The following is a 7,343-nucleotide window of genomic DNA, read 5'->3' on the forward strand; positions in this document are numbered from 1 at the left end:
CGATCGTCCACAGTGGCTGGGGTCAGCCCAGCGCCGCGGCGACGACGCGCGCGGTGTCGGCGTGCAGCCCGTTGTCGACCTCGTCGTCCTTCCGCGGGCGAGTGGTCAGGACGGCGATGACGATCGCCTGGCCGCGGTCGGTCCAGGTGACGGCCACGTCGTTGCCCGAGGCGTAGTCCCCGGTGCCGGTCTTGTCGCCGGTGCGCCAGGCCGGCGGCAGGCCCGCGCGGATCCGCGCGGCGCCGGTGGTGTTGGCGAACAGCCACCCGGTCAGCCGGTCGCGCTCGGGCGCGCCGAGGGCGTCGCCCAGCACCAGCGCCCGGTAGCCCGCGGCGATGCCGGCCGGCGTGGTGGTGTCGCGCTCGTCGCCGGGGATCGCCGAGTTGAGCTCCGTTTCCCAGCGGTCCAGGCGGGTGCTGCCGTCGCCGATCGAGCGCGCGAACGCGGTGATCGCGGGCGGGCCGCCGAGCTCGGCGAGCAGCAGGTTGCCCGCGGTGTTGTCGCTGCGGGTGATCGCCGCGGCGCACACTTCGCTGACCATCATGCCGATGCCCGCGTTGGGCTTCGTGATCGGCGAGTAGTCCACCAGGTCGGCCTCGGTGTAGTGGATCAGCTTGTCGAAGTAGCCGCCGGCCAGGCCGTGCCGGTGCAGCAGAGCGCCGGCCGCGTAGGTCTTGAACGTCGAGCACATCGCGAAGCGCTCGTCGGCGCGGTACCCCATGGAACGTCCGGTGTGGACGTTGACCGCGAACAGCCCGAGCCGGGCGTCGTAGCGGCGTTCCAGGTCTGCGAAGACCGGGGCGTGCTTGCCGGTGAGGTCCGGCCCCGCGTTGCTCGGCGCCGCCGCTACGCCGCCCGAACCGCACGCGGCCACCGCCGGCGCGGCCAGCAGCGCACCCAGGATCGCTCGACGTCCGACGCGGGTTTCGTGGTGCTGCAAGGAAGTTCTCCAATCGATCGGGTCTGCCGCAAATCAAGCAGCCCGCGACCGATAGCGCCAATCCGCACCCGGCCCGCTTCCGATAGCGATTCGATATGGCCGCAGCTGCCAGGCCACGCCCGGCCGCTCCCCGCCCGCGAAAAAAGTTCGCTCACAACCGGCCGGAACGCAGGTCCGTTACCGCGATCCGGGCGCATTCCGCGATGGCCGCATCCACTCCGGGCAGCGCGGCGTCGGCGCGGGCCGCGAGCGTGAACACCGCCACCGCGACCGGCGTTTCGCCGTCGAACTCCACCACCGACACCTCGTTGCGCACCGCGCCGATCGTGCCGGTCTTGCCCGCGACCCGGACCCCGCGGTACGGGAACCCGGCCCGGATCCGGTGCTGCCACGCCTGGTTCGCCAGCAGCCGCCGGATGAACTCGCACTGCTCCGGCGACGCGACCGCGTCGGCCCAGACGAGTTCGAGCAGCCGGGTCATCTCGCGCGGCGTGGTGGCGCTGGCGTACGACGGGTCGTAGGCGCTCACCGTGCGGGCGGCATCGTTGTCGCTGAGCAGCGCGAACGCCTCGGACGCGGTGGTCGTGCCGGTGTCGCGGATCAGCGCGGCGTGCGAGTCGGCGGTGCCGCCGACCACGCGGGTGCGGGACAGCCCCAGGTCGGCGAGGGTGTCGGCGAGCGCGTCGAGTCCCACCTCGCCGAGGATCAGGTCCGCCGCCGCGTTGTCGGAGACGCCGATCATCGACGCGGCCAGGTCGCGCCAGGACACCGTGACCGGGTCCTGGAAGGCCGACATCCCGGTGGGCCCGGGCGTGCAGGACGCGGGATCGATCCGCACCCTGGCCCGCGGATCGAGGGCACCGGCGTCGAATGCGCGGCACAAAGCCACGAGCAGCGGCAGCTTGTAGACCGACGCCGTGACGACGAGCTCGTCGCCACCCACGTCGATCTCCCGCTCCGACGCGGGGTTCAGCGGCTTCGCGTGCACCCAGCCCTCGGCACCCGCGTCGGCCAGCACCTCGCGGATGCGGCGCTCGACCGGGCTCACCTCAGCGCCTCCGGACGCAGCGCGGCCTCGACGGCCGCGAGCACGTCGTCCGGCGGCGCGGGCTCCTGCCAGACCAGCCGCACCCGCAGCGCGAGGTCCTCCCCCGGCGCCTGCACCCGGGTCACGCCGGAGGCCTCCAGCGACGGGTCGGTGGTGAAGGCGAAGGCGCGACCGGCGGCGACCGCGGTCAGCGCGTCGCGATCGCCCGCCGCGGGCAGGAAGTCCGGGTCGAGCCCCTTGATCCGCAACGTGTCGACGAGCAGGTCGAACGCGGCCGTCCCGTGACTGCGCGGGGCGGTCGCGCAGGCCAGGCCCGCCAGCGAGCGCAGCGACTGCTTCCGGCGCGCCGCCGGGTGGTCGGCGGGCACCAGCAGCGAACGCGGGATCTTCCGGACCGGACCGGCCTGCAGGGCACCGATCAGCGCCGGGTGGTGCACCACCGCGCAGTCGAGCCGGCCGGCGGTGACCGCGTCGACGAGGTCGACCGTCGAGGACGTCGTGATGATCACGGTGCGGGCCGCCGGATCGGGCGCGGCGGCCCGCACGGCGGCCGTCAGGGCCGCGACCTGCCGGTCGCTGAGCGCCGCGACGACGCCGACGCGAACCGCGCCGCGGTTCTCCCGCTGGCGGCGCGCTTCCTCCTCGAACTGCTCCGCGCCGTCGAGCAGGGCCCGCGCCCTGGGCAGCAGCTCGGCCCCGGCGGTGGTCAGCCCCACGCCGCGAGAGCCCCTGGTCAGCAGGGTGACGCCGAGCCTGGTCTCGAGCCGTTGGACGCCCTGGGACAGCGGCGGCTGCGTCATCCCGAGCCGGTCCGCGGCGTGTCCGAAATGACCTTCCTCGGCCACGGCGACGAAGAAGCGGAGGTGACGCAACAGATCCACGCCCCGATCCAAACAGGCGCTCACCGGGCCGGTTCGGCGGGCTCCGCGCTCGGCGTTCGGGCGCCGGCCATCCGCAGCCGCGCGAAGCGGCCTGCCCCTCAGCTGTCCTGGAGAGCGGGCAGCACGTTCGTGATGATCAGGAACGCGCAGATGCAGAAGTTCACGATCTTGTGCGACAGGAAGACCGCCACGAACTCGCGGATCGTCGCGCTCGGCCAGAAGTAGCGCGCCGTCGGCGAACCGAGCACCTGGCCGTTCACCTTCTCCTTGCGCGCGATGGTGGCGGCGCGCATGACGTGGTAGTTGTTCGTCACCACCACGCACCGGTGCTCCGGCCGGTGCTGCTGCATGATCGCCTTGCTGAACCGCAGGTTCTCCTCGGTGCTGCGCGACTGGTCCTCGACCAGGATCCGGTCTTCCGGCACGCCCTCGTCGATGAGGTAGTCGGCCATCGCGCGCGCCTCGGGCAGGTCCTCGCCCGGCCCCTGTCCGCCGGAGGTCACCAGCACCGGGTCGCGCCCCTTCGCCCGCTGGGCGTCGAACACGGCGCGACCGCGGTCGAGACGGCTTGCCAGCAGCGGCGGCACGCGCGAGCCGATCAGGCCGGAACCGAGCACCACGACGAAGTCGACGGCGCGGCGGTGCCAGATCCGGCCGTAGACGAAGGAGTAGAGCAGGAAGCACATGAACAGCAGGGCAACGTACGAGATCACGGCACCGATCGCGTCCATGGTCGCCTGCAGCGGCGCCCACTGGACGGTGTTGGCCAGCGCCCGCAACCCGATGTAGGCGAAGATCCCGAGGCCGGCGGCCAGCGACAGCAGGTTGGCCAGGCGCCTGCCCTCCCGGCGGATCATCGTCACGCCGTTGGCGACCAGGAAGATCGCGAGCACCAGGATCATCAGCAGGAAGAGCAACAACAGCGAGATGAGCACGAACTCGGCGACGGCCAGCGACTTCGAAGCGAGCGCCATCAGCGACGCGCCCACCAGGAACACGAGCGCGAAGAACAGGTAGAGGCCGTTGCGCACCTTCCGGCGGTCGAAGGCGAAGCTCACCAAGAATATTGCGAAGAAGACACCCGCCGGCACGAAGAAGAGCGCGGTGGGGACCTGGTAGTCGTCGTGCACGGCGGAAGCGTAACCGATGGTGGTTTTGGACCGTGGCCGCACGTTTCCGCAGGCCCGGTCCCGTGACTACTTTGGGCTGCTATAGCGGCCCGAAGTACTCACGAGCGTTCTAGAGCCGGCGCCCGAGTACCGGGAGTTCTCCGCATTCGGCCTTGAGATCGCCGGGACCCCGGACGGACAGCCGGCGGGCGATGTCCACAGTGGAGCATCACATCACACCACGCGCCGGGCTCCGCCGTCGATGTCCCACCCGGTACTCCGCGTCCCGCGCAGAGCACGATGCACACCGAGAACCACGCCCCGCGCCTCGCCGGAACGGCGGTTTCAATTGAAACCGTCATCCCACCGGTCACAGGCCGGGGAAGGATTCGAGGTCGATCTCGGCGCGGGCGACCGCGGCGCGCATCTCTCGCACCAGCACCGGGATCCGCTTGGGGGCGAAGCGCGCCGCGGGGGCCGCGATCGACAGGGCCCCGACGGGTTCGCCGGAGCCGCCGTGGACGCACATGCCGACCGCCGCCACGCCGTCTTCGGTCCGCTCGCGGTTGAGGGCGTACCCGGTCTCGTGGGCCGCTTTGAGGTCGCGCAGCAACGTCTTCCACTCCCGCTCCGGGAGTTGCCGGTCCGGCTCACCCGGCCGGTAGAGCTGCTCCAACTGTGCGCGCTCCAGCTCCGCCAGCAGCGCCTTCCCGCCCGAGGACAGGTGCGCGGGCAGGATGGTGCCGCGCCGGTCGCCGACGTGCAGGACCTGCGTCGACTCGACGCTGGCGAGGAACCGGGTCTGGGTGCCCACCCGGACCATCAGGTTCACCGTCTCCTGCACCCGCTCGCACAGCGCGTCCATGTGCGGGTGGAGCGCCTTGCGCAGTTGCTGGTTCGGGTGGCCTGCCACCTGGTTCGCGGCCAGCGCCGGGCCCGGCACGTAGGTGCGCCGGTCGTCCTGGATCGCGAAGTCCCGGTACACCAGCATCGACAGCAGGCGGTGCGCGGTGGAGCGGGCGATGCCGAGCTCCTCGGCAACCTCGCTGACCCGCAGGCCGCCCTGGTCGCGCAGCATCTGCAGGAGCAGCAGCGCGTTGTCGACGGACGTCAGCGCGTAGGGCGGCTTGTTCTTCATGCTGGAATTCTATTCTTCTCAAGCGAACATCGTCCTGCGACTGCGCATGAGCCGGACCCGTGTGCACTTTGTGTCGCCATAGCAGCGAAAAGTACGCACGGGTCCGAGCGGGAACTGCCGGTGCGATCCACTTCGGAGCTCCGGATCACTCCTTCTTCTTGTCCTCCTCGTCGATGATCTCGGCGTCGACCACGTCCTCTTCCGCCTGCTTCGCCTCGCCGTCTCCGGCCGCCGCCTGCTGGTGGCCGTAGATGGCCTGGCCGATGGCCTGCGACGTCGCCGCGAGGTGGTCGACCGCCGCGCGGATCTTGTCGACGTCGTCGCCCTTGAGCGCCTCGTTGACTTCCTTGATCGCGTCCTGCACCTGCGTCCGGGTGTCGGCCGGGATCTTGTCGGCGTTGTCGGTGAGGACCTTCTCCGTCTGGTAGACCAGTGTCTCCGCCTGGTTGCGGATCTCGGCCTCGTCGCGGCGCTTGCGGTCCTCCTCGGCGTGCGCCTCGGCGTCCTTGACCATCCGGTCGATGTCGTCCTTCGGCAGCGCCGAGCCGCCGCTGATCTTGATGGACTGCTGCCGGCCGGTGCCGAGGTCCTTGGCGTTGACGTGCACGATGCCGTTGGCGTCGATGTCGAAGGTGACCTCGATCTGCGGCATGCCGCGCGGCGCCGGCGGGAGACCGGTCAGCTCGAACATGCCGAGCTTCTTGTTGTGCGCGGCCATCTCCCGCTCACCCTGGAAGACCTGGATCATCACCGACGGCTGGTTGTCCTCGGCGGTGGTGAAGGTCTCGGAGCGCTTGGTCGGGATCGTGGTGTTGCGCTCGATCAGCTTGGTCATGATGCCGCCCTTGGTCTCGATGCCCAGCGACAACGGCGTCACGTCGAGCAGCAGGACGTCCTTGACCTCACCGCGCAGCACGCCGGCCTGCAGGGCGGCGCCGACGGCGACGACCTCGTCCGGGTTCACGCCCTTGTTCGGCTCCTTGCCATCGGTGAGCTCGCGGACCAGGTCGGTCACGGCGGGCATCCGCGTCGCCCCGCCCACCAGCACCACGTGGTTGATGTCGCCGACCTTGATCCCGGCGTCGCGGATCGCGTTGTTGAACGGCTTGCGGCAACGCTCCAGCAGATCGGAGGTGATGCGCTCGAACTCGGCGCGGGACAGCGTCTCGTCCAGGAACAGCGGGTTCTTGTCCGCGTCGACCGTGATGTACGGCAGGTTGATGCTGGTCTGCGAGGAGCTGGAGAGCTCGATCTTGGCCTTCTCGGCGGCTTCCTTGATCCGCTGCATGGCCATCCGGTCCTTGTTCAGGTCGATGCCCGAGGAGGCCCGGAACCGGTCCACCAGCCACTCGACGACCCGCTCGTCCCAGTCGTCACCGCCGAGGTGGGTGTCGCCCGAGGTGGCCTTGACCTCGACCAGCCCCTCGCCCACCTCCAGCAGCGAGACGTCGAAGGTGCCGCCCCCGAGGTCGAAGACCAGGATGGTCTGCTCCTTCTCGCCCTTCTCCAGGCCGTAGGCCAGCGCCGCCGCGGTCGGCTCGTTGATGATCCGCAGCACGTTCAGCCCCGCGATCTGGCCCGCTTCCTTGGTCGTCTGCCGCTGCGAGTCGTCGAAGTACGCGGGCACCGTGACCACCGCGTCGGTGACGTCCTCGCCGAGGTAGGACTCCGCGTCCCGCTTGAGCTTCATCAGCACGCGGGCGCTGATCTCCTGCGGCGTGTAGGACTTGTCGTCGATCCGCACCGACCAGTCGGTGCCCATGTGCCGCTTGACCGACCGGATGGTGCGGTCCACGTTGGTGACCGCCTGGTTCTTCGCGGGCTGCCCCACCAGCAGTTCGCCGTTCTTCGCGAAGGCCACCACCGACGGCGTGGTCCGCGAGCCCTCGGAGTTGGCGACGACCGTCGGTTCGCCGCCCTCCAGCACGGCCACCACCGAGTTCGTCGTCCCCAGGTCGATTCCAACCGCGCGCCCCATCACGCCCTCCCCTCCGACCCGCCGGCGGGCGGGTCCTGCGAGGCCGACACCCTCAGTATGGGAACCCCCCACGACTGCGTCCACCTGGGCAAAGACCACCCGAGTCGCACCGGCCCGGGGACGCTGCGCTCGGTGACCAGCACCAGCGTGCGGACCACCGACGAGTGGGGCCGCACGGGGGGGGGGGGGGGGGGGGGGGAGCGGGGGGGGGGGGGGGGGGGGGGGGGATGGGGAAAGGCCTTCCTTTCC

Annotated in this window: 6 protein-coding genes; all 6 read right to left on the bottom strand. The window is 70.8% G+C overall.

Annotated features, from left to right (window positions below; translation table 11 throughout):
• Window positions 1-22: 22 nt before the first annotated feature.
• Window positions 23-940 (bottom strand): class A beta-lactamase, encoded by a 918-nt coding sequence (gene bla / locus AC07EQ_RS35040; RefSeq protein WP_478392111.1) that lies wholly within the window; start codon window positions 938-940, stop codon window positions 23-25.
• A gap of 151 nt (window positions 941-1,091) precedes the next feature.
• Entirely contained in the window at window positions 1,092-1,988 is an 897-nt protein-coding gene (locus AC07EQ_RS35045; RefSeq protein WP_478392112.1) for a serine hydrolase, read from the bottom strand.
• On the bottom strand, window positions 1,985-2,869 hold the full coding sequence (locus AC07EQ_RS35050; protein WP_478392113.1) for a LysR family transcriptional regulator: 885 nt from the start codon (window positions 2,867-2,869) through the stop codon (window positions 1,985-1,987). The genes AC07EQ_RS35045 and AC07EQ_RS35050 overlap by 4 nt, the downstream gene beginning before the upstream one ends.
• A 98-nt stretch (window positions 2,870-2,967) precedes the next feature.
• On the bottom strand, window positions 2,968-3,999 hold the full coding sequence (locus tag AC07EQ_RS35055; RefSeq protein WP_478392114.1) for a YdcF family protein: 1,032 nt from the start codon (window positions 3,997-3,999) through the stop codon (window positions 2,968-2,970).
• Window positions 4,000-4,348: 349 nt separating this feature from the next.
• The gene (locus AC07EQ_RS35060; RefSeq protein ID WP_478392115.1) at window positions 4,349-5,116 is read right to left on the bottom strand and encodes an IclR family transcriptional regulator; all 768 of its coding nucleotides are present in this window, start codon (window positions 5,114-5,116) and stop codon (window positions 4,349-4,351) included.
• Window positions 5,117-5,261: 145 nt separating this feature from the next.
• Complete coding sequence (gene dnaK, locus AC07EQ_RS35065) at window positions 5,262-7,094, bottom strand: molecular chaperone DnaK (protein WP_478392116.1); 1,833 nt, start codon at window positions 7,092-7,094, stop codon at window positions 5,262-5,264.
• Window positions 7,095-7,343: the final 249 nt, after the last annotated feature.

The organism is Saccharopolyspora sp. NPDC045839 (assembly GCF_056431645.1).

Coding starts and splice junctions, on each gene's coding strand:
- AC07EQ_RS35060 (WP_478392115.1), bottom strand. CDS start 5,116: ATGAAGAACAAGCCGCCCTACGCGCTGACGTCCGTCGACAACGCGCTG.
- dnaK (WP_478392116.1), bottom strand. CDS start 7,094: ATGGGGCGCGCGGTTGGAATCGACCTGGGGACGACGAACTCGGTGGTG.